The 21807-nt window shown below is 61.7% G+C and carries 14 protein-coding genes and 4 tRNA genes; all 18 read right to left on the reverse strand.

What is annotated here, in order from left to right:
- Positions 1–13: 13 nt before the first annotated feature.
- The 18 genes from fusA to NQV17_RS34425 all read right to left on the reverse strand — a co-directional run bounded on the left by fusA (position 14) and on the right by NQV17_RS34425 (position 21085).
- Positions 14–2116, reverse strand: coding sequence for an elongation factor G (gene fusA, locus NQV17_RS34340; RefSeq protein ID WP_044849034.1), 2103 nt, complete (start codon positions 2114–2116; stop codon positions 14–16).
- Positions 2117–2239: 123 nt separating this feature from the next.
- Positions 2240–2710, reverse strand: coding sequence for a 30S ribosomal protein S7 (gene rpsG / locus NQV17_RS34345; protein ID WP_006477195.1), 471 nt, complete (start codon positions 2708–2710; stop codon positions 2240–2242).
- A gap of 172 nt (positions 2711–2882) precedes the next feature.
- The gene (gene rpsL, locus NQV17_RS34350) at positions 2883–3263 is read right to left on the reverse strand and encodes a 30S ribosomal protein S12 (RefSeq protein WP_006400662.1); all 381 of its coding nucleotides are present in this window, start codon (positions 3261–3263) and stop codon (positions 2883–2885) included.
- 227 nt (positions 3264–3490) lie between these two features.
- The gene (recQ, locus tag NQV17_RS34355) at positions 3491–5338 is read right to left on the reverse strand and encodes a DNA helicase RecQ (RefSeq protein WP_257775652.1); all 1848 of its coding nucleotides are present in this window, start codon (positions 5336–5338) and stop codon (positions 3491–3493) included.
- Between the two features lie 241 nt (positions 5339–5579).
- A complete protein-coding gene (rpoC, locus tag NQV17_RS34360; RefSeq protein ID WP_044849036.1) occupies positions 5580–9821 on the reverse strand; it encodes a DNA-directed RNA polymerase subunit beta' in 4242 nt (1413 codons plus the stop codon).
- 21 nt (positions 9822–9842) lie between these two features.
- Positions 9843–13949: a DNA-directed RNA polymerase subunit beta gene (rpoB, locus tag NQV17_RS34365; RefSeq protein ID WP_044849037.1), complete on the reverse strand. Its 4107-nt coding sequence runs from the start codon at positions 13947–13949 to the stop codon at positions 9843–9845.
- A 376-nt stretch (positions 13950–14325) separates the two neighbouring features.
- Positions 14326–14700, reverse strand: coding sequence for a 50S ribosomal protein L7/L12 (gene rplL, locus NQV17_RS34370; RefSeq protein ID WP_021161757.1), 375 nt, complete (start codon positions 14698–14700; stop codon positions 14326–14328).
- A gap of 63 nt (positions 14701–14763) precedes the next feature.
- Positions 14764–15261, reverse strand: a complete 498-nt coding sequence (gene rplJ, locus NQV17_RS34375; protein ID WP_021161756.1) for a 50S ribosomal protein L10 — start codon at positions 15259–15261, stop codon at positions 14764–14766.
- Positions 15262–15569: 308 nt separating this feature from the next.
- Entirely contained in the window at positions 15570–16265 is a 696-nt protein-coding gene (gene rplA, locus NQV17_RS34380; RefSeq protein ID WP_044849038.1) for a 50S ribosomal protein L1, read from the reverse strand.
- A complete protein-coding gene (gene rplK / locus NQV17_RS34385; RefSeq protein WP_006400671.1) occupies positions 16266–16697 on the reverse strand; it encodes a 50S ribosomal protein L11 in 432 nt (143 codons plus the stop codon). It abuts the gene before it with no gap.
- A gap of 140 nt (positions 16698–16837) precedes the next feature.
- Positions 16838–17395, reverse strand: a complete 558-nt coding sequence (nusG, locus tag NQV17_RS34390; protein WP_006400672.1) for a transcription termination/antitermination protein NusG — start codon at positions 17393–17395, stop codon at positions 16838–16840.
- A 1-nt stretch (position 17396) separates the two neighbouring features.
- Positions 17397–17777: a preprotein translocase subunit SecE gene (secE, locus tag NQV17_RS34395; RefSeq protein ID WP_006482892.1), complete on the reverse strand. Its 381-nt coding sequence runs from the start codon at positions 17775–17777 to the stop codon at positions 17397–17399.
- Between the two features lie 42 nt (positions 17778–17819).
- A tRNA-Trp gene (locus NQV17_RS34400) sits at positions 17820–17895 on the reverse strand.
- 59 nt (positions 17896–17954) lie between these two features.
- The gene (tuf, locus tag NQV17_RS34405; protein WP_006482910.1) at positions 17955–19145 is read right to left on the reverse strand and encodes an elongation factor Tu; all 1191 of its coding nucleotides are present in this window, start codon (positions 19143–19145) and stop codon (positions 17955–17957) included.
- A 65-nt stretch (positions 19146–19210) separates the two neighbouring features.
- A tRNA-Thr gene (locus tag NQV17_RS34410) sits at positions 19211–19285 on the reverse strand.
- A gap of 25 nt (positions 19286–19310) precedes the next feature.
- Positions 19311–19384: transfer RNA gene (locus tag NQV17_RS34415), tRNA-Gly, on the reverse strand.
- Positions 19385–19427: 43 nt separating this feature from the next.
- Positions 19428–19513, reverse strand: a tRNA-Tyr gene (locus NQV17_RS34420).
- A 1287-nt stretch (positions 19514–20800) separates the two neighbouring features.
- A complete protein-coding gene (locus NQV17_RS34425; protein WP_257775653.1) occupies positions 20801–21085 on the reverse strand; it encodes a hypothetical protein in 285 nt (94 codons plus the stop codon).
- Between the last annotated feature and the right edge of the window lie 722 nt (positions 21086–21807).

The raw sequence follows: 21807 nt of genomic DNA on the forward strand, positions 1-21807 counted from the left end.
GGTAGCTGCAGATTTACTTCGACTTCGCGCTGATGATCGCTTCAGCAACGTTGCGCGGAGCTTCAGCGTAGTGCTTGAACTCCATCGTGTACGTTGCACGACCTTGCGTCAGCGAACGCAGCGACGTCGAGTAACCGAACATTTCCGACAGCGGCACTTCGGCGCGAACGATCTTGCCGCCGCCAACCATGTCTTCCATGCCCTGGACGATGCCGCGACGGCCCGACAGGTCGCCCATCACGTTGCCCATGTAGTCTTCCGGCGTCTCGACTTCGACAGCCATCATCGGCTCGAGGACGACCGGGTTCGCCTTGCGCATCGCTTCCTTGAACGCCATCGAACCGGCCATGCGGAACGCGTTTTCGTTCGAGTCAACGTCGTGGTACGAACCGAACGTCAGGTGAACCTTCACGTCGACGACCGGGAAGCCAGCCAGCACGCCCGACTTCAGCGTGTCCTGGATACCCTTGTCGACCGCCGGGATGTATTCACGCGGAATCACACCACCCTTGATCTCGTCGAAGAACTCGTAGCCCTTGCCTTGTTCGTTCGGCTCGAGCGTGATGACCGCGTGACCGTACTGGCCGCGACCACCCGACTGCTTGACGAACTTGCCGTCGACATCCTTCGCCGTCGAACGGATCGTTTCGCGGTATGCAACCTGCGGCTTGCCGACGGTCGCTTCCACGCCGAATTCACGCTTCATCCGGTCGACCAGAATTTCGAGGTGGAGCTCGCCCATGCCCGAAATGATGGTCTGGCCCGACTCTTCGTCGGTCTGCACGCGGAACGACGGATCTTCCTGCGCCAGACGGTTCAGCGCGAGGCCCATCTTTTCCTGGTCAGCCTTGGTCTTCGGCTCGACAGCCTGCGAAATCACCGGCTCCGGGAACACCATGCGTTCGAGAACGATCGGGTTCGCCGGGTCGCACAGCGTGTCGCCCGTGGTCGCTTCCTTCAGGCCGACTGCAGCAGCGATGTCGCCTGCACGGACTTCCTTGATTTCTTCACGCTGGTTCGCGTGCATCTGCAGAATCCGGCCGAGGCGTTCCTTCTTGCCCTTGGTCGAGTTCAGCAGCGTGTCGCCCGAATTGACGACGCCCGAGTACACACGGAAGAAGATCAGCTGGCCGACGAACGGGTCGGTCATGATCTTGAACGCGAGCGACGAGAACTTCTCTTCGTCCGACGCCTTGCGCTCTGCTTCTTCACCGTTTTCGAGCTCGCCCTTGACCGGCGGGATGTCGACCGGCGACGGCAGGAAGTCGATCACGGCGTCGAGCATACGCTGCACGCCCTTGTTCTTGAACGCGGTACCGCACAGCATCGGCTGGATTTCGCACGCGATCGTACGGTCGCGCAGCGCCTTGACGATGTCGGCTTCCGGCAGATCGCCTTCTTCCAGGTACTTGTTCATCAGGTCTTCGCTGGCTTCAGCAGCCACTTCGACCATCTTTTCGCGCCATTCCTTGCAGGTCTCGGCGAGCTCGGCCGGGATGTCGACGTAGTCGAACTTCGTGCCTTGCGACGCTTCGTCCCAAATGATCGCCTTCATCTTGATCAGGTCGACCACGCCCTTGAAGTTTTCTTCCGAGCCGATCGGCACCACGACCGGAACCGGGTTCGCCTTCAGGCGCAGACGGAGCTGGTCGTAGACCTTGAAGAAGTTCGCGCCGGTACGGTCCATCTTGTTGACGAACGCGAGACGGGGCACCTTGTACTTGTTAGCCTGGCGCCACACCGTTTCCGACTGCGGCTGCACGCCGCCCACTGCGCAGTACACCATGCACGCGCCGTCGAGCACGCGCATCGAACGCTCCACTTCGATCGTGAAGTCGACGTGGCCCGGGGTGTCGATGATGTTGATGCGGTGTTCCGGATAGTTGCCGCCCATGCCCTTCCAGAAGGCCGTGGTAGCAGCGGACGTGATCGTGATGCCACGCTCCTGTTCCTGCTCCATCCAGTCCATCGTTGCTGCGCCGTCGTGGACTTCACCGATCTTGTGGTTCACACCGGTGTAAAACAGAATGCGCTCGGTCGTCGTCGTTTTGCCGGCGTCGATGTGAGCGCTAATACCGATATTGCGGTAGCGCTCGATAGGAGTCTTGCGAGCCACTTTGATCCTCTACTGGGATGACATGATGCAGCCCAGCTGCATCATGCTTCAACACAAACGGGCGAGGCGCCTGAAAAGCGCACCCGCCCGGAATTTATTTCCGCAAACAGCCCAGCCAGGCGCTTAGAAACGGAAATGCGAGAACGCGCGGTTGGCTTCTGCCATGCGGTGAACTTCATCGCGCTTCTTCATCGCGCCGCCACGGCCTTCGGCCGCTTCGGAGAGTTCACCTGCCAGGCGCAGAGCCATCGACTTCTCGCTGCGCTTCTTCGCAGCCTCACGCAGCCAGCGCATCGCCAATGCCATACGACGCGACGGGCGCACTTCGACCGGAACTTGATAGTTGGCACCACCAACGCGGCGGCTCTTCACTTCGACCACCGGCTTCACGTTGTTGAGCGCAACCGTGAACACTTCCAGCGGGTCCTTGCCACCCTTGGTCTGGATTTGTTCGAATGCGCCATAAACGATGCGCTCTGCAACCGACTTCTTGCCGGACAGCATCAGCATGTTCATGAACTTGGCAACATCAACGTTGCCGAACTTCGGATCCGGCAACACTTCCCGCTTGGGGACTTCGCGACGACGCGGCATGATTCTTCCTTTACTTGTTCAGTTGGAGCTGGTTCCAGCTCCGCGGCCACCAACAAACCCGATCACATCTTCACGACTAACCAGCTTGGCCGGGTGACCACTTACTCGACAGCACCGGCAATCCGGCACTCCCGCCTTGACCGCCCTGCGGCGATCCCTGATCAAAAACTGCTTACTTGGCAGCCTTTGCACGCTTCGCGCCGTACTTCGAGCGCGCTTGCTTACGGTCCTTGACGCCCTGGGTATCCAGCGAGCCGCGAACCATGTGGTAACGCACACCCGGCAAGTCCTTCACACGGCCGCCGCGGATCAGCACAACCGAGTGTTCCTGCAGGTTGTGGCCTTCACCGCCGATGTACGAAATCACTTCGAAGCCGTTCGTCAGACGAACCTTGGCGACCTTACGGAGTGCCGAGTTCGGCTTCTTCGGCGTCGTCGTGTACACACGGGTGCACACGCCGCGACGCTGGGGGCAGTCCTGCAGGGCCGGGCTCTTGCTCTTCGTCGTTTCCGACTGACGGCCTTTGCGAACCAGTTGGTTGATGGTTGGCATTGTTTATTCCTGAAATTGAACAAAATCTGCGCATCGATTTCGGGCAAAGCGAGAATCGACGCACAGTTGACTTCCGAACCGGCGAATCGGGTGCGAGCTTTCGAACGCTACACGGCCCACCGAATACCGGAACCGAGCATGATATTCCGGAAATGCCAACTAAGTCAACGGCTTGCGTGATTTGCCAGCTGCGCGGCCGGTTTACCGGAAGGGTCGGAACACCTGTGTCAGGCCGATTCGACGACGTCGATGATCTCGTCGCCGAAGCGTTCGAGCTTGCGCACTCCCATGCCGGGGATATGGCGCAGGTCGTCGATCGTCTCCGGCGCGTTGCGCGCGATTTCCGCCAGCGTCGCATCGTGGAAGATCACGTAGGCCGGCACGCCGTCGGACTTCGCGGTTTCCGCGCGCCACGCGCGCAGCGCGTCCCAGCGTGCGCGCTCGCGCGTGCCCATGCCGGCCGTCGGGTCGACGCGCGTGCCGCTGCGGCTCGACGACTGGCGCGTGCGCTGCGGCTTCACGTAGCGGCGCAGCGTGACCTTCTCCTCGTTCTTCAGCACCGGCTTCGCGGCCTCGGTCAGCATCAGCGCGCCGAAGCCGCCATGGTCGACCGCGAGATAGCCGTACGCGACGAGTTGCCGGAAAATCGCGCGCCACTCGGGTTCGGACAGCGATGCGCCGATCCCGAACGTGCTGAGCTGGTCGTGGCCGCGCTGCAACACTTTCTCCGTGCGGCCGCCGCGCAGGATCTCGATCAGATGGCTCGAGCCGAAATTGAAGCCGCTCGCGCGCTGCGCGCGGAATACGCATGACAGCGCCATCTGCGCCTCGCGCGTCGCGTCCCATGAATCGGGCGGTTCGAGGCACGTGTCGCAGTTGCCGCACGGCTGGCTCGCCTCGCCGAAATAGTTGAGGAGCCGCACGCGCCGGCACGAGATCGTCTCGCACAACCCGAGCAACGCGTCGAGCTTCGACGTCTGCACGCGCTTGTGCGCGTCGTCCGCATCGGACTCGTCGATCATCTTGCGCTGCTGGACGACGTCGCCGAGCCCGTACGCCATCCACGCGTTCGCCGGCATCCCGTCGCGGCCCGCACGGCCGGTTTCCTGGTAGTAGCCCTCGACGCTCTTCGGCAAATCGAGGTGCGCGACAAAGCGCACATCCGGCTTGTCGATGCCCATGCCGAACGCGATCGTGGCGCACATCACGATGCCTTCCTCGCGCTGGAACATTTCCTGGTGCTTCTGCCGTACCTCGAACTCCATCCCCGCGTGATACGGCAGCGCGCGCACACCCTGAGCCTTCAGCCATTCGGCCGTTTCCTCGACCTTGCGGCGCGACAGGCAGTAGACGACGCCCGCGTCGGTCGTGCCGTCCGCGTTCGTGTGTTCCGCGCGGATGAAATCGAGCAGCTGCGAACGCGCGTTGTCTTTCTCGACGATCCGGTAACGGATGTTCGGGCGATCGAAGCTCGACACGAACACGCGCGCGTCGTCGAGCGCGAGGCGATGGATGATCTCGTCGCGCGTGATCGCGTCGGCAGTGGCCGTCAGCGCGATGCGCGGCACCGACGGGAAGCGTTCGTGCAGCACCGACAGCTGGATGTATTCGGGACGGAAGTCATGCCCCCACTGCGACACGCAGTGCGCCTCGTCGATCGCGAACAGGCCGATCTTCGCGCGCTCGAGCAGGTCGAGGAAGCGGGCCGTCATCAGCCGCTCGGGCGCGACGTACAGCAGGTCGATCTCGCCCTCGCGCAACGCGCGCTCGGTCGCCGCGGCCTCGGCGCCCGACAGTGTCGAGTTCAGGTAGGCCGCGCGCACGCCGACTTCGCTCAGCGCGGCGACCTGGTCCTGCATCAGCGCGATCAGCGGCGACACCACGATGCCCGCGCCCTGCCCGGCCTCGCGGCGCAGCAGCGCCGGGATCTGGTAGCACAGCGACTTGCCGCCGCCCGTCGGCATCAGCACGAGGCAATCACCGCCGCCGGCGACGTGTTCGACGATCTCGCCCTGCTGGCCGCGAAAGGCGGAATAACCAAAAACTTCGTCGAGGATTTCGAGGGCGCGAGACATGAGTGAGAACGAGGACGGCGGAAGGATGACCGCAATTTTAACAACCCGCTCGCGCAGCGCGCGGCGAATCGTGCAACGTTGGCCGATCGGACAGGGTTCGAGCGCGCGCATGACGGGCCTGCGCGACCGTGCGGCAAGCCCGTCATGCACGTGAACGACGGATAAAAAAAACCGCCCGGCGGACCGGGCGGTTTCGATGACAGCGAATACGGCAGCGTAAGGCGGCTCGCGCCGCCCGCGCTTACTCGGCTGCCGGGTGTTGCGGCTCTTCCGCCGGCGCGCTCGGCGTACCGAAGTCGAATGCCTCTTCCGCTGCGATCTGGTCGAAACGCTCGCGGTCGGACATCTCCTTCGCCTTGCGTGCCTTGTGGAACGCGAGACCCGTACCGGCCGGGATCAGACGGCCGACGATCACGTTTTCCTTCAGGCCGCGCAGATCGTCGCGCTTGCCCATGATCGCCGCTTCGGTCAGCACGCGGGTCGTTTCCTGGAACGATGCCGCGGAGATGAACGAGTCGGTCGACAGCGACGCCTTCGTGATACCGAGGAGCACGTTGTCGTACGAAGCCGGGCGCTTGCCCTCGGCGATCATGCGATCGTTCTCGTCCAGCATGTCGGAACGCTCGACCTGTTCGCCCGGGATGAAGCGCGTATCACCGTTGTCGGTGATCTGCACACGACGCAGCATCTGGCGAACGATCACCTCGATGTGCTTGTCGTTGATCTTCACGCCCTGCAGACGATACACGTCCTGCACTTCGTCGACGATGTAGCGCGACAGCGCCTCGATACCCTGCAGACGCAGGATGTCGTGCGGATCGGCCGGGCCGTCCACGATCATTTCGCCCTTGTTGACGACCTGAGCATCGTGGACCAGGACCTGCTTTTCCTTCGCGATCAGGAACTCGTGCTGATTGCCTTCGAGGTCCGTGATGACGAGACGCTGCTTGCCCTTCGTGTCCTTGCCGAACGACGTCGTACCGGTGACTTCCGCCAGAATGCCGGCATCCTTCGGCGAACGCGCTTCGAACAGTTCCGCCACCCGCGGCAGACCGCCGGTAATGTCACGCGTCTTCTGCGCTTCGGTCGGGATACGTGCAAGCACTTCACCCACCTGCACTTGCTGGCCGTCCTTCACGGTGATCAGTGCGCCGACCTGGAAGCCGATCTGCACTGCGTGCTCCGTGCCCGGGATCTTCACTTCGTCGCCGTTTGCGTCGAGCAGTTTCACCTGCGGACGCACGCTCTTCGAAGCTTGCGAACCACGACGCTTCACGTCGATCACGACCAGCGTCGACAGGCCGGTCACGTCGTCGATCTGCTTCGCGACGGTCACGCCTTCCTCGACGTTCTCGAACTTCACCGTACCACCGTACTCGGTGATGATCGGACGCGTCATCGGGTCCCACGTCGCCAGCTGCGTGCCGGCCTTGATCGTCGCGCCGTCGAGTTGCAGCAGCGTCGCGCCGTACGGCACTTTGTGACGCTCGCGCTCGCGACCGAAATCGTCGGTGATCAGCGCCTCGCCCGAACGCGAAATGACGATCTGCTCGCCCTTCGCGTTGGTGACGTAACGCATCGTCGCCGTGAAACGCACGATACCGTTGCTCTTCGCTTCGACCGACGACGCCACTGCCGCACGCGATGCCGCACCACCGATGTGGAACGTACGCATCGTCAGCTGCGTGCCCGGTTCACCGATCGACTGTGCCGCGATCACGCCGACTGCTTCGCCGACGTTCACGAGCGAGCCGCGGCCGAGGTCACGGCCGTAGCAGGCCGCGCACAGACCGTAGCGCGTTTCGCAGGTCAGCGGCGTGCGCACGCGCACTTCGTCGATGCCGAGGCGTTCGATTTCCTCGACCGCCGTTTCGTCGAGCAGCGTGCCCGATTCGTACAGCGTTTCCTGCGTTTCCGGGTTCACGACGTCCGCGACCGCGACGCGGCCGAGGATACGGTCGCGCAGCGCTTCGACGACTTCACCGCCTTCGACCAGCGCCTTCATCGCGACGCCGTTCGACGTGCCGCAATCGTCCTCGACCACCACCAGATCCTGCGTGACGTCGACGAGACGACGCGTCAGGTAACCCGAGTTCGCGGTCTTCAGTGCCGTATCAGCCAGACCCTTACGTGCGCCGTGGGTCGAGATGAAGTACTGCAACACGTTCAGGCCTTCGCGGAAGTTCGCGGTAATCGGCGTCTCGATAATCGAGCCGTCCGGCTTCGCCATCAGGCCTCGCATACCGGCCAGCTGACGAATCTGCACCGCCGAACCCCGGGCGCCCGAGTCGGCCATCATGTAGATCGAGTTGAACGACTCCTGGCGCGTCTCGTTGCCGTCGCGGTCCGTCACCGGCTCCGTCGACAGCTGCTCCATCATCGCCTTGCCGACCGCTTCCGACGTTGCCGACCAGATGTCGACCACGTTGTTGTAGCGTTCCTGCGCGGTGACGAGACCCGACATGTACTGGCGGTCGTACTCCTTCACCTTCTTCGCGGCGTCGCCGACGATCGTTTCCTTCTGCGGCGGCACGAGCATGTCGTCCACGCAGATCGAAATGCCGGCACGTGTCGCGAGGCGGAAACCCGACTGCATCAGCTGGTCGGCGAACACGACCGTCGCACGCAGACCGCACTTGCGGAATGCGGTGTTGATCAGGCGCGAGATTTCCTTCTTCTTCAGCGGCTTGTTCAGCACCGAGAACGGCAGGCCGTGCGGCAGGATCTCCGACAGGATCGCGCGACCGACGGTCGTCGCGTACAGCGAGATCTTCGGCACGAATTCCGGCGCGCCTTCCGACGTGTCCTCGTTGCGGACCATTTCGGTGATCCGCACGTTGACGCGCGAGGCCAGCTCGACTTCCTTGTTCTCGTACGCGCGGATCACTTCCGACACGCCGGTGAACGACAGGCCTTCGCCCTTGCCGTTGATCGCTTCGCGGGTCGCGTAGTACAGACCCAGCACGATATCCTGCGACGGCACGATCGACGGATCGCCGTTGGCCGGGAACAGCACGTTGTTCGACGCCAGCATCAGCGTACGCGCTTCCATCTGCGCTTCGAGCGACAGCGGCACGTGAACGGCCATCTGGTCACCGTCGAAGTCGGCGTTGAACGCCGCGCAGACGAGCGGGTGCAGCTGAATCGCCTTGCCTTCGATCAGCACCGGCTCGAATGCCTGGATACCGAGACGGTGCAGCGTCGGCGCACGGTTCAGCATCACCGGGTGCTCGCGGATCACCTCTTCGAGGATGTCCCACACCACCGGCGTCTGGTTCTCGACTTCCTTCTTCGCAGCCTTGATGGTCGTCGCGACGCCCATCACTTCCAGCTTGTTGAAGATGAACGGCTTGAACAGCTCGAGCGCCATCAGCTTCGGCAGACCGCACTGGTGCAGCTTCAGCGTCGGGCCGACCACGATGACCGAACGGCCCGAGTAGTCGACGCGCTTGCCCAGCAGGTTCTGACGGAAACGACCGCCCTTGCCCTTGATCATGTCGGCGAGCGACTTCAGCGGACGCTTGTTCGCGCCCGTCATCGCCTTGCCGCGACGACCGTTGTCGAGCAGCGAGTCGACGGCTTCCTGCAGCATCCGCTTTTCGTTGCGGACGATGATTTCAGGTGCCTTCAGCTCGAGCAGGCGCTTCAACCGGTTGTTACGGTTGATCACGCGGCGATACAGGTCGTTCAGGTCCGACGTCGCGAAACGGCCGCCGTCCAGCGGCACGAGCGGACGCAGTTCCGGCGGCAGCACCGGCAGCACTTCGAGGATCATCCACTCGGGCTTGATGCCCGAGCGCTGGAATGCCTCGAGGACCTTCAGGCGCTTCGCGTACTTCTTGATCTTCGCTTCCGAGCCGGTGTTCTTCAGCTCGGTGCGCAGCGTCTCGACCTGCTCGTCGATGTTGATCGCGCGCAGCAGTTCACGCACGCCTTCCGCGCCCATCTCGGCACGGAATTCGTCGCCGTATTCCTCGACCTTGTTGTAGTAATCCTCTTCGGTCATGATCTGCCGCGCCTTCAGCGGCGTCATGCCCGGTTCGATCACCACGTATGCTTCGAAGTACAGCACGCGTTCGATGTCGCGCAGCGTCATGTCGAGCACCATGCCCAGACGCGACGGCAGCGACTTCAGGAACCAGATGTGCGCGACCGGCGAGGCCAGCTCGATGTGGCCCATCCGTTCGCGACGCACCTTCGCCAGCGTCACTTCGACGCCGCACTTCTCGCAGATCACGCCGCGGTGCTTCAGGCGCTTGTACTTGCCGCACAGGCACTCGTAGTCCTTGATCGGCCCGAAGATCTTCGCGCAGAACAGACCATCGCGTTCCGGCTTGAACGTACGGTAGTTGATGGTCTCCGGCTTCTTCACTTCGCCGAACGACCACGAACGGATCTTGTCCGGCGAGGCCAGACCGATCTTGATCGCGTCGAAAACTTCTTCCTGTTGGACTTGCTTGAATAGATCGAGCAGAGCTTTCATTGCCTTCTCTCCGTAGTCCGATTAATTGCGGTCGAGATCGATGTCGATACCGAGCGAGCGGATTTCCTTCACGAGCACGTTGAAGGATTCCGGCATGCCTGCATCGATCACGTGATCGCCCTTGACGAGGTTCTCGTAAACCTTCGTCCGGCCGGTCACGTCGTCCGACTTCACCGTCAGCATTTCCTGCAGCACGTAGGACGCGCCGTACGCTTCGAGTGCCCACACTTCCATTTCACCGAAACGCTGGCCACCGAACTGCGCCTTACCACCCAGCGGCTGCTGCGTGACGAGCGAGTACGGGCCGGTCGAACGTGCGTGCATCTTGTCGTCGACCAAGTGGTGCAGCTTCAGGTAGTGCATGTAGCCGAGCGTCACGCGACGTTCGAACATTTCACCCGTGCGGCCGTCGTACAGGCGGACCTGGTTCTTCGACGGGTTCATGCCGAGCTGTTCCGCGATGTCGTCCGGGAACGCGAGGTCGAGCATCTTGCCCATTTCTTCCTCGGTCGCACCGTCGAACACCGGCGTTGCAAACGGCACGCCTTCGCGCAGGTTCTTCGCGAGTTCGAGGATCTCGTCGTCGGTGAAGCTTTCCAGGTCTTCCTGGCGGCCCGACTCGTTGTAGATCTTCGTCAGGAACACACGCAGTTCCTCGATCTTCGCCTGACGCTGCAGCATTTCGCCGATACGCCAGCCGAGGCCCTTCGCGGCCCAGCCGAGGTGCACTTCCAGAACCTGACCCACGTTCATCCGCGACGGAACGCCCAGCGGGTTCAGCACGACGTCTGCCGGACGGCCGTCGGCCATGTACGGCATGTCTTCGATCGGGACGATCTTCGACACGACACCCTTGTTACCGTGACGGCCTGCCATCTTGTCGCCAGGCTGCAGGCGACGCTTGACCGCGAGGTACACCTTGACCATCTTCAGCACGCCCGGCGGCAGTTCGTCGCCTTGCGTGAGCTTCTTGCGCTTCTCTTCGAACGCGAGGTCGAACTGGTGACGCTTCTCTTCGATCGAGTTCTTGATCGCTTCGAGCGATGCCGCTGCTTCGTCGTCCGCGAGGCGGATGTCGAACCAGTGGTAGTGGTCGAGGTCTTCCAGGTAAGCCTGGTCGATCTTCGTGCCCTTCGCGAGCTTCTTCGGACCGCCGTTCGCGACCTTGCCCACCAGCATGCGTGCGAGACGCTGGAACGCGTCGCCTTCCACGATGCGCAGCTGGTCGTTCAGGTCGAGACGGTAGCGCTTCAGTTCGTCGTCGATGATCTGTTGCGCGCGCTTGTCGCGCTGGATGCCTTCACGCGTGAACACCTGGACGTCGATCACGGTGCCGCTCATGCCCGACGGCACGCGCAGCGACGTGTCCTTCACGTCCGAAGCCTTCTCGCCGAAGATCGCGCGCAGCAGCTTCTCTTCCGGCGTCAGCTGGGTCTCGCCCTTCGGCGTGACCTTGCCGACCAGCACGTCGCCCGCTTCGACTTCAGCACCGATGTACACGATGCCCGATTCGTCGAGACGGCCGAGCTGGACTTCCGCCAGGTTCGAGATGTCGCGCGTGATTTCTTCCGGCCCGAGCTTCGTGTCGCGTGCAACGACGTTCAGCTCTTCGATGTGGATCGACGTGTAGCGATCGTCCGCGACCACCTTCTCCGAGATCAGGATCGAGTCTTCGAAGTTGTAGCCGTTCCACGGCATGAACGCGATCAGCATGTTCTGGCCGAGCGCGAGCTCGCCCAGGTCCGTCGAGGCGCCGTCGGCCAGCACGTCGCCGCGCGAGACCTTGTCGCCCATCTTCACGATCGGACGCTGGTTGATGTTCGTGTTCTGGTTCGAACGCGTGTACTTGATCAGGTTGTAGATGTCGACACCGACTTCACCCGCGACCGCTTCGTCGTCGTTCACGCGAATCACGATACGGCCTGCGTCGACGTAGTCGACCACGCCGCCACGGAACGCCTGGACCGTCGTGCCCGAGTCGACCGCGCAGGTGCGCTCGATGCCCGTACCGACGACCGGCTTCTCCGGACGCAGACACGGCACGGCCTGACGCTGCATGTTCGAACCCATCAGTGCACGGTTCGCGTCGTCGTGCTCGAGGAACGGGATCAGCGAAGCTGCAACCGACACGATCTGCGACGGCGCGACGTCCATGTACTGGATACGGTCCGGCGTGACCATCATCGTTTCGCCGGCTTCACGCGACGACACGAGTTCGTCGATCAGCGTGCCGTTCTCGTCGATCGCGGCGTTCGCCTGCGCGATCATGTAGCGGCCTTCCTCGATCGCCGACAGGTAGTCGATCTGGTCGGTCACCTTGCTGTCCACGACCTTGCGGTACGGCGTCTCGAGGAAGCCGTACTCGTTCAGGTGCGCGTACAGTGCGAGCGAGTTGATCAGACCGATGTTCGGACCTTCCGGCGTTTCGATCGGGCACACGCGGCCATAGTGGGTCGGGTGCACGTCACGCACTTCGAAGCCTGCGCGTTCGCGCGTCAGACCGCCCGGGCCCAGTGCGGAAACACGGCGCTTGTGCGTGATTTCCGACAGCGGGTTGGTCTGGTCCATGAACTGCGACAGCTGCGACGAACCGAAGAACTCGCGGATCGCCGACGAAATCGGCTTCGAGTTGATCAGGTCGTGCGGCATCAGGTTTTCGCTTTCGGCCTGGCCGAGGCGTTCCTTGACCGCGCGCTCGACACGCACGAGACCCGCGCGGAACTGGTTTTCCGCCAGTTCGCCGACGCAACGCACGCGACGGTTGCCGAGGTGGTCGATGTCGTCCACTTCGCCCTTGCCGTTGCGCAGCTCGACGAGGATCTTGATCGTCGCGAGGATGTCGTCGTCCTGCAGCGTCATCGGGCCGACGATCTCGTCGCGGCCGACGCGGCGGTTGAACTTCATGCGGCCGACCTTCGACAGGTCGTACGCTTCTTCGCTGTAGAACAGACGGTTGAACAGCGCCTCGACCGCTTCTTCGGTCGGCGGCTCGCCCGGACGCATCATGCGGTAGATCGCGATGCGCGCGGCCGTCTTGTCGGTCGTTTCGTCGACACGCAGCGTCGACGAGATGTACGGACCCTGGTCCAGATCGTTCGTGTAGAGCGTCTGGATGTCCTTGATGTCCGCTTCGCGCAGCTTCTCGAGCACGCTTTCCGTGACTTCGTCGTTCGCGCTCGCGATCACTTCGCCGGTGTCGCCGTCGACGACGTTCTTCGCCAGCACGCGGCCGAGCAGGTAGTCTTCCGGCACCGAGATGAACTTGGTCTTCGCGGCTTCGAGGTCGCGAATGTGCTTCGCGTTGATCCGCTTGTCCTTCTGGACGATGACCTTGCCATCACGATCCGTGATGTCGAAGCGCGCGACTTCACCACGCAGGCGCTCGGGCACGAACTCGAGTTGCGCGCCTTCGCCCATCAGCGTGAAGTTGTCGAACACGAAGAAGTTCGCGAGGATCTGTTCCGGCGTCAGGCCGATGGCCTTCAGCAGGATCGTGACCGGCATCTTGCGGCGACGGTCGACGCGGAAGTACAGGATGTCCTTCGGATCGAATTCGAAGTCGAGCCACGAGCCGCGGTACGGAATGATCCGTGCCGAGAACAGCAGCTTGCCCGAGCTGTGCGTCTTGCCCTTGTCGTGTTCGAAGAACACGCCCGGCGAACGGTGCAGCTGCGAGACGATGACACGCTCGGTGCCGTTGATGACGAACGAGCCCGTCGGCGTCATGAGCGGAATTTCGCCCATGTACACTTCCTGCTCCTTCACTTCCTTGACGACCGGCTTGTTCGGCGATTCCTTGTCGAGGATGACGAGGCGGACCTTCGCGCGCAGCGCGGAGCAGTACGTCAGGCCACGCTGCTGGCATTCCTTGATGTTGAATGCCGGCGCGGACAACGCATAGCTCACGAACTCGAGGCGCGCGAAGCCGTTGTGCGAAACAATGGGAAATACCGATGTGAAGGCGGCCTGCAAACCTTCAGGCTTGCGTTGCGCGCCAGGCACATCGGCTTGCAGAAACGTGCTGAATGATTCAAGCTGGGTGGCCAGCAAGAACGGAACTTGGTGAACGATGGGGCGCTTCGCGAAACTCTTGCGAATGCGCTTCTTCTCGGTGAAGGAATATTGCATACGATCTCCGAATCACGGCGGGTGCTGTCGAGGCGGGATACCTGGACGTTTCATACCCGAGTGTTCACCGACTGAGACCCGATGGCCGCCCGATGGCTTGAACGAGCCGAGAAGCTTGGTGGTTGGCCGCTACCAACCGCTGGCTGACGGCAGCGGATGCCTGTGTTGCCCGCTACCCGACCAAACTTGCCTTCTGCAGTCGCTTCAGAAGACAAAGAGAAACGCCAATCGATGCATTGACAACGATTCGGCGGTTTTCTTTGGCTTCTGGGGCCGATTATTCGGGCTCCCGAATGAGTGCCAGAATAACGTCCCCACAAAGCACAAAAAGGCCGGCGGTGAAAATACCGCCAGCCTTCGCACAGCGCGTCGAAACTTACTTGACTTCGACCTTCGCGCCAGCTTCTTCCAGCTTCTTCTTGGCTTCTTCAGCAGCAGCCTTGTCGACGCCTTCCTTGACAGCCTTCGGTGCGCCGTCAACGACGTCCTTCGCTTCCTTCAGGCCCAGGCCCGTCAGTTCGCGAACTGCCTTGATGACTGCAACCTTGTTGCTGCCTGCTTCAGCCAGAACGACCGTGAATTCGGTCTTCTCTTCTGCAGCAGCAGCAGCGCCGCCGCCTGCCGGGCCAGCGACTGCCACTGCAGCTGCCGACACGCCAAACTTCTCTTCGAACGCCTTGACCAGTTCGTTCAGTTCCAGAACGGTCATCCCTTCGACTGCTGCCAGGATGTCTTCTTTTGCGATTGCCATTTGAAATACTCCTAAATTGAATTCGGATACAGCCAGCGATCAGTAACGCTGATGCACGTTCGCTTACGCAGCTTCCGCTTGCTTCTTCTCGGCGAGCGCGGCCAGAGCACGCGCGAAGCCCGAAACAGGCGATTGCATAACGAACAGCAGCTTCGAGAGCAGTTCTTCACGGCTCGGGATGCTTGCCAGCGCTTGCACGCCAGCCTTGTCCATCACCTTGCCATCGAACGAACCAGCCTTGATGACCAACTTGTCATTGCTCTTGCTGAAGTCGTTGACGACCTTAGCAGCGGCAATTGCATCTTCCGAGATGCCGTAGATCAGCGGACCAGTCATCTGCTCTGCCAGCGGAGCAAACGGGGTACCTTCAACAGCGCGACGCGCCAGCGTGTTCTTCAACACGCGCAGGTAAACCTGTTGCTCACGCGCTTTCGCGCGCAGCTTGGTCAGATCGCCAACCGCAATTCCACGATACTCAGCCAGCACAACGGTCTGGGCCTTCGCGACTTGCGCGGAAACCTCAGCGACGACGGCTTGCTTGTCTTCTCTATTAAGCGGCACGGTTAGCCTCCAGAAACGATACGTTCGGCGCGGCCGGCATGGCCGAAACCTCACGTACCTCGTTCAACAACGGCGTCCGACCTCGTTAGGAGTATTTCCACCTCACGCCGTGAATCGCTTCACGACCTGCGGCTTCACCACTGCAAAACTTTTTCGGGTTCGCCATCTGCGTTGGCTTGAATTAAGGGATCGCCTGCCTGCTGCGTCCCACCAACGGTCTTTGATAACCGGTTGCCCGCCCAACTGCACGAACAACCGCCCAAAGCCCATGTAGGCCGCTTCGCGAACGAAGCGGCCCGAATACTTTCTTACGCTGCCAGCGTAGCCTGGTCGACACGCACGCCGACGCCCATCGTGCTCGACAGTGCGATCTTGCGCAGGTAGACGCCCTTGCTCGTTGCCGGCTTCGCCTTCTGCAGCGCTTCGATCAGCGCCGACAGGTTCGAACGCAGTGCGGTCGATTCGAACGATGCACGGCCGATGGTCGCGTGGATGATACCGGCCTTGTCGACACGGAATTGCACCTGACCAGCCTTCGCGTTCTTGACGGCGGTTGCGACGTCCGGCGTGACCGTGCCGACCTTCGGGTTCGGCATCAGGCCGCGCGGGCCGAGGATCTGACCGAGCGTACCGACGATACGCATCGTGTCCGGCGAAGCGATCACGATGTCGAAGTCCATCTGGCCAGCCTTGATCTGCTCAGCCAGGTCTTCCATACCGACGATTTCCGCGCCTGCTGCACGAGCCTGCTCGGCCTTCTCGCCTTGCGCGAACACGGCAACGCGAACCGACTTGCCCGTACCTGCCGGCAGAACGACCGAACCACGAACGACCTGGTCCGACTTCTTCGCATCGATGCCGAGCTGGACTGCGACGTCGATCGATTCGTTGAACTTCGCGCTCGCGCATTCCTTCACGAGTGCCAGTGCGTCTTCGATCGCGTACAGCTTCTGACGGTCGACCTTGGCGGCAAATGCCTGACGGCGCTTGGAGATCTTAGCCATTTACACGCCCTCCACAGTGATGCCCATCGAGCGTGCGCTACCAGCGATGGTGCGAACGGCTGCGTCCAGATCAGCTGCCGTAAGGTCCGGCATCTTGGTCTTCGCGATTTCTTCGGCTTGAGCGCGCGTGATCGAACCGACCTTGTCGGTGTGCGGCTTGCTCGAGCCCTTGTCCACCTTCGCCGCCTTCTTGATCAGGACGGTTGCCGGCGGCGTCTTCATCACGAACGTGAAGCTCTTGTCAGCGTATGCCGTGATGACCACCGGCACCGGCAGACCCGGCTCCATGCCTTGAGTCTGCGCGTTGAACGCCTTGCAGAACTCCATGATGTTCAGGCCGCGCTGGCCCAGTGCCGGACCGACCGGCGGCGACGGGTTGGCTTTACCTGCAGGAATCTGCAGCTTGATAAAGCCGACAATCTTCTTTGCCATTTGTAAACCTCGTTGGAACGCCAGACGGCGTTCGGTGAGTGATAACGCGCGTTCGCCGCTGGCTACTGACGCTCCTCAACGGCCATAACGCGGACCGTAAGCGCGAAGGTGGGCAGCCGAGGCTGCCCACCGAATCGGGATCAAACTTTTTCGACCTGGCCGAACTCGAGTTCGACCGGAGTGGATCGGCCAAAGATCGTGACCGACACACGCACGCGCGATTTTTCGTAGTTGACTTCTTCGACCGTGCCGTTGAAGTCCGTGAACGGGCCTTCCTTGACACGCACCATCTCGCCAACTTCGAACAGGGTCTTCGGGCGCGGCTTCTCGACGCCTTCCTGCATCTGCGACATGATCTTTTCGACTTCCTTCGGGGAAATCGGAGTCGGGCGGTTACGCGCACCGCCGACGAAACCCGTGACCTTCGCCGTGTTCTTCACGAGGTGCCACGTTTCGTCCGTCATTTCCATTTCCACCAGCACGTAGCCGGGGAAGAAACGACGCTCGGTTACTGCCTTGTGGCCACCTTTGACTTCGACCACTTCTTCGGTCGGAACCAGGATCTGACCGAATTTATCCTGCATGCCAGCACGTTCGATGCGCTCCTGAAGCGCACGCTGCACGCTCTTCTCCATACCGGAGTAGGCGTGCACGACGTACCAACGCTTTCCGCTCGGGGATGCCGGAGTATCGCTCATATCATTTCCAACCCAGAATCGCCGAGAAAATCACCCATTCGATCGATTTGTCACTCAACCAGAGGAAAATCGCCATCACGAGCACGAAACCGAACACGACGAGTGTGGTTTGCGTTGCTTCCTTGCGGGTGGGCCAAACGACCTTGCGGACTTCCTTGTACGAATCCTTGGCAAACGCGATGAGGCTCTTGCCAGGTGCGGACATCAGGCCGACGGCCACGCCGGCGATGATACCTACCGCCAATGCGGCACCGCGGACATACCACTGCTGGTTGGCCAGCCAGAAGAAGCCCACGAATCCGGCCAAGACCAGCAATACGCCCAGGGCCAGCATCAGCTTATCGCCGGAGGTATTTACAGTTTCGACGGATGGATTCGCCATAACACCTTAAAACAAATGCCACGTGGGACACGTGGCGATTTTTGGCAGGGGCAGAGGGAATCGAACCCCCAACCTTCGGTTTTGGAGACCGACGCTCTGCCAGTTGAGCTATACCCCTAAACCATGCTGGGGCTGGCTGTTGCCAGCCCCAAAACTGTCGATCAACGAATAACTGGCTTACTCGATGATCTTGGCGACGACGCCGGCGCCGACGGTACGGCCACCTTCGCGGATTGCGAAGCGCAGACCTTCTTCCATCGCGATCGGAGCGATCAGCTTCACCGTGATCGACACGTTGTCGCCCGGCATCACCATTTCCTTGTCCTTCGGCAGCTCGATCGAGCCCGTCACGTCCGTCGTACGGAAGTAGAACTGCGGACGGTAGTTGTTGAAGAACGGCGTGTGACGGCCGCCTTCGTCCTTGCTCAGCACGTACACTTCAGCCGTGAAGTGCGTGTGCGGCGTGATCGAACCCGGCTTCGCCAGAACCTGGCCACGCTCCACGTCTTCACGCTTCGTGCCGCGCAGCAGGATACCGACGTTGTCGCCTGCCTGACCTTGGTCCAGCAGCTTGCGGAACATTTCAACGCCCGTGCAGGTCGTCTTCACCGTCGGCTTGATACCGACGATTTCGATTTCTTCGCCGACCTTCACGATGCCGCGCTCGACACGACCCGTCACCACCGTACCACGGCCCGAGATCGAGAACACGTCTTCCACCGGCATCAGGAACGCGCCGTCAACCGCACGCTCCGGCGTCGGGATGTACGTGTCCAGTGCGTCTGCCAGGCTCATGATCGCCACTTCGCCCAGCTCGCCCGTGTCGCCTTCCAGCGCCAGCTTGGCCGAACCCTTCACGATCGGCGTGTCGTCGCCCGGGAAGTCGTACTTCGACAGGAGTTCGCGAACTTCCATCTCGACCAGCTCGAGCAGTTCAGCGTCGTCCACCATGTCGCACTTGTTCAGGAACACGATGATGTACGGAACGCCAACCTGACGTGCCAGCAGGATGTGCTCACGCGTCTGCGGCATCGGGCCGTCTGCTGCCGAGCAAACCAGGATCGCGCCGTCCATCTGTGCCGCGCCCGTGATCATGTTCTTCACATAGTCAGCGTGGCCCGGGCAGTCGACGTGTGCGTAGTGGCGGTTAGCCGTTTCGTACTCGACGTGTGCCGTGTTGATCGTGATGCCGCGCGCCTTTTCTTCCGGTGCCGCGTCGATCTGGTCGTAAGCCTTCGCTTCGCCGCCGAACTTCTTCGTCAGCACCGTCGTGATCGCTGCCGTCAGCGTCGTCTTGCCGTGGTCAACGTGACCAATCGTACCAACGTTGACGTGCGGCTTGGTCCGCTCAAACTTTTCCTTGGCCATTTTCAACTCCCGAAAGGAATTTCACATGTTGCGCCGCGCGCAAACAGACACTGACTTTTTACTGCTGGTGCCCATGGGCAGGATCGAACTGCCGACCTCTCCCTTACCAAGGGAGTGCTCTACCACTGAGCCACATGGGCGGTATTACGCTTCAACTACACGGACTGGAGCGGGTGAAGGGAATCGAACCCTCGTCGTAAGCTTGGAAGGCTTCTGCTCTACCATTGAGCTACACCCGCACGGGCCACTAACGATTCCCTACCGCTCTCTGCGCTGATGTTCTGGTGGAGGAGGTTGGATTCGAACCAACGTAGGCGTAAGCCAACAGATTTACAGTCTGCCCCCTTTAGCCACTCGGGCACCCCTCCGTAGAGAACTGACGATTATGGGGGTGCATCGCACTCTTGTCAAGCACATCCGGAAGATTATTTTCATTCTCTTCCAGCGCGCCCTGGCGACTCACCCGACACCCGCGCTCGCCCGGCTGAGGCAAGCACAAGAGGATCGCCGATCGGCGCCCACATCTTCGTCAGACTCCGTCTTCAGCTTCGATTTGCATCTTCGCTAAAAACGAAAGACCGCCATCATACGACCTCTCGCGCATAATGCCAAGCGGGTAGATGCAAAAAATTTGCAATTTCCATGCCGGAGGAATCTGCAGGGCCTCCGGCGTGAGCCCAGCGGGGTGATGTTGTTTAATGGCGACACATCAGCACCCGCCAAACCCGGGACAACCGGCTTCTGCGCGCAAGGGTTTCCGGCAAACGGGGTGCCGAAGCCGGATTCCAGGGAAAGCGCCGCCGTTCCCGCTTGCTCCGTTGCGACACCGGAATCGAACCAGGAAAGCACTTAGTGGCCATCTTCGCCCGCTCCCCTCACCACCGCTGACGGAAGGCAGGCGCGATACCATCCCGTGTCCCGCGATCATGCCGACAGCTCTCCCGTTTCCCTGCCTCCACGCGACACCCAGTCGTCCTTCTTGCCTTCGCATTGATCTTTGCTTCTCCCGTGCGCATGCGGACGACGTCGACAATGCGTGGCGCAGCACGGAAAGGATCGCCAGCAGTCCGGCAGCAGGCGCTTTCCGAGCGCGACACCGCGGGGCGCGCGAAAGGTGCCGCGGCTCGCGCAGCGTATGAGACTTTAAAACCGACCGTCGACGCCGGCTGCTCGTTGGCCACCAGCGCGCGGCGACGCTCGCGAGCCACGACTCCGGAAGCGATCGCGTACGCTTGGTTGCTGAGCGACGCGTCGACCCACTTATCGCGGCGGGTAGCGACGCTGGCACCTTTGCGAGGAGGTGCCGAGAGCTCGGCCCGCATAGATGTCTTGCTGCCAGTGATACGCGACGATCTGCGCCCGCACGCCTGGCTGCCGCGTCCCTTGCGTGTCGCCGTCGCCCGCGACCCTGCAGCAGTGCAGCGCGCATTGTGTCGAACCGTCCGCCATGCGAGCCGACCAACATGAATATCTTGGCGGCCTATCGCAGCGAGGCTGCGCTGTACACGCACCATCCGACGTGTGGATACGATTGGAACCTCGTTCAGTCAAGCGCGGAGCTGCATCGGCTTTGACCGAGGCGCCTGTACGTCGCCCCGTACGAGTCAGGCGGCCGGGAAGCCGACATTCAACGCGGGTTCGTCGACATCGACTACTCACTGCCCGGCGATGCTCATGTCGACCCGGAGCCAGGGCAGCAACACGATCCGCCGATTCGCCCCATCGAGCGCTTGGCACTGGGTAGTCCAAGCACTGCATGCATAGTGCGGTCGTCCGGCGTCAACGCGGACGGTACGCATTTCGGATTGATGGGCGAAGGCCGCGACTATTTCGGCGGCACCGCCTATTCGCTCGTCGAAGAAATCTATGTCCTTCGAAACGGGTAGCCTGTTCTCGTCAGAAACAACAGCACGGATCTCTGGCAGGATCGAGCCAGCCAATCAGGTTCGCCCGCGACGCCTTCGCGCCGATGGAAGGCCTCATGGCGGTTGCGGTCGTCACGCATATGCCGACGGGCGCGCGATCTCGGCCTCGCGCTGTCGCCGAGGCAGCCGTGGATTTGCCCTGAAACGCGCCAATCACACACCAGCACCTCAAAACAGAATCGACGACGTTGGGCGGAGATAACCGATATACACCAATCAATAGCCGAGATAATGGACTCCGATTTGCGATGGCTAGACTTGCCGTGCAATGTGCTCGAGGAGGCAAATAACGGGAGAACGACCGGAGGCGTGATCACTTCGAGCATGACGCGGCCATCGGCGGCACCCCGGCGATTGACGGAGCCTTCGGCCGCGCGCAAGGGTGATCTGCTACCGCTCCCCTGGTCGGTTCATCGCGGGATGGAAACCGCACGGGACTCGAAGCCGGTGGCAATGGAGCTGATAGACGTGGTAGATCTCGCGGGGCGGGTTCGATGCAGTCGACGATGATGAGGAGCAGGATGCGTCGATTAGCTGCCATCTGCTCAAACAACTCGGCGCCAATCAGACTCTCGCGCTGCGAGCGGTGCAAGACTGGCCACCCTGGCTGCGGAGTTGCCGGCAGCAGCGGGGTCGAGCCACTCGTCCATTCGCGACACGGCGCGCGGCGTACATAAAAGTCCCGCCTGATCAGTCAGCCTGCTTGCCTGCTTGCCTGCTTGCCTGCTTGCTGCGAT

The organism is Burkholderia sp. SCN-KJ (assembly GCF_024656005.1).
Taxonomy (GTDB): domain Bacteria; phylum Pseudomonadota; class Gammaproteobacteria; order Burkholderiales; family Burkholderiaceae; genus Burkholderia.

Excerpts from the sequence above, each read along its gene's own strand:
- rpsG (WP_006477195.1), bottom strand. The coding sequence starts at position 2,710 with ATGCCGCGTCGTCGCGAAGTCCCCAAGCGGGAAGTGTTGCCGGATCCG.
- rpsL (WP_006400662.1), bottom strand. The coding sequence starts at position 3,263 with ATGCCAACCATCAACCAACTGGTTCGCAAAGGCCGTCAGTCGGAAACG.
- recQ (WP_257775652.1), bottom strand. The coding sequence starts at position 5,338 with ATGTCTCGCGCCCTCGAAATCCTCGACGAAGTTTTTGGTTATTCCGCC.
- rpoC (WP_044849036.1), bottom strand. The coding sequence starts at position 9,821 with ATGAAAGCTCTGCTCGATCTATTCAAGCAAGTCCAACAGGAAGAAGTT.
- rpoB (WP_044849037.1), bottom strand. The coding sequence starts at position 13,949 with ATGCAATATTCCTTCACCGAGAAGAAGCGCATTCGCAAGAGTTTCGCG.
- rplL (WP_021161757.1), bottom strand. The coding sequence starts at position 14,700 with ATGGCAATCGCAAAAGAAGACATCCTGGCAGCAGTCGAAGGGATGACC.
- rplA (WP_044849038.1), bottom strand. The coding sequence starts at position 16,265 with ATGGCTAAGATCTCCAAGCGCCGTCAGGCATTTGCCGCCAAGGTCGAC.
- rplK (WP_006400671.1), bottom strand. The coding sequence starts at position 16,697 with ATGGCAAAGAAGATTGTCGGCTTTATCAAGCTGCAGATTCCTGCAGGT.
- nusG (WP_006400672.1), bottom strand. The coding sequence starts at position 17,395 with ATGAGCGATACTCCGGCATCCCCGAGCGGAAAGCGTTGGTACGTCGTG.
- secE (WP_006482892.1), bottom strand. The coding sequence starts at position 17,777 with ATGGCGAATCCATCCGTCGAAACTGTAAATACCTCCGGCGATAAGCTG.
- tuf (WP_006482910.1), bottom strand. The coding sequence starts at position 19,145 with ATGGCCAAGGAAAAGTTTGAGCGGACCAAGCCGCACGTCAACGTTGGT.